Here is a 643-nt window from a genome sequence, read left to right on the forward strand (position 1 = left end):
TCGGCCGTGCGCTCGCCGAGCAATTTCACGCGCGCGGCAACCACGTCATCGTCGCCGGCCGTCGCGCCGAGCCGCTCGACGCGCTGGCGCGCGACCTGCCGGGAATCAGCACCGCCTTGCTCGACGTCGCCGACGCGGCCGACATTGCGCGCTTCGCCGACACGATCGCCAGCGAGCACCCGGCCCTCAACGTCGTGATCCACAATGCGGGGATCATGCGCGCCGAAGATATGACCGCGCAGCCCTATGACCTGAGCGACGCCGAGGCGATGATCGCGACCAACCTGCTGGGGCCGATCCGGCTGACCGCGGCCTTGCTGCCGCACCTGCGCAAGCAGCCCAACGCCGCGATCCTCACCGTATCGTCGGGTCTCGCCTTCGTACCGCTGGTGGCGACGCCGACCTATAGTGCCACCAAGGCGGCGATCCATAGCTGGTCGCAGTCCTTGCGGGCACAGCTCGCCGATACGGGAATCGACGTGATCGAAATCGCGCCCCCCGCCGTCGCGACCGATCTGATGCCGGGTCATGCCGAAAACCCCAATTCGATGCCGCTCGACGCCTATATCGCCGAGACGATGGCGCTGCTCGAAGCCAACCCGCACGGCCCCGAAAACGCCGTCGAGCGCGTCAAATTCCTGCG

Annotated in this window: 1 protein-coding gene; it reads left to right on the forward strand. The window is 67.8% G+C overall.

Features of this window, described 5'->3' with window-relative positions; translation table 11 throughout:
• The coding region (locus tag AACY45_RS27370; RefSeq protein ID WP_339548577.1) for an SDR family oxidoreductase at positions 1-643 on the forward strand (643 nt) is incomplete at both ends.

This window comes from Pseudomonas sp. RA_35y_Pfl2_P32 (genome assembly GCF_963970735.1).
In the GTDB taxonomy this organism is placed as follows: Bacteria; Pseudomonadota; Gammaproteobacteria; order Pseudomonadales; family Pseudomonadaceae; genus Aquipseudomonas.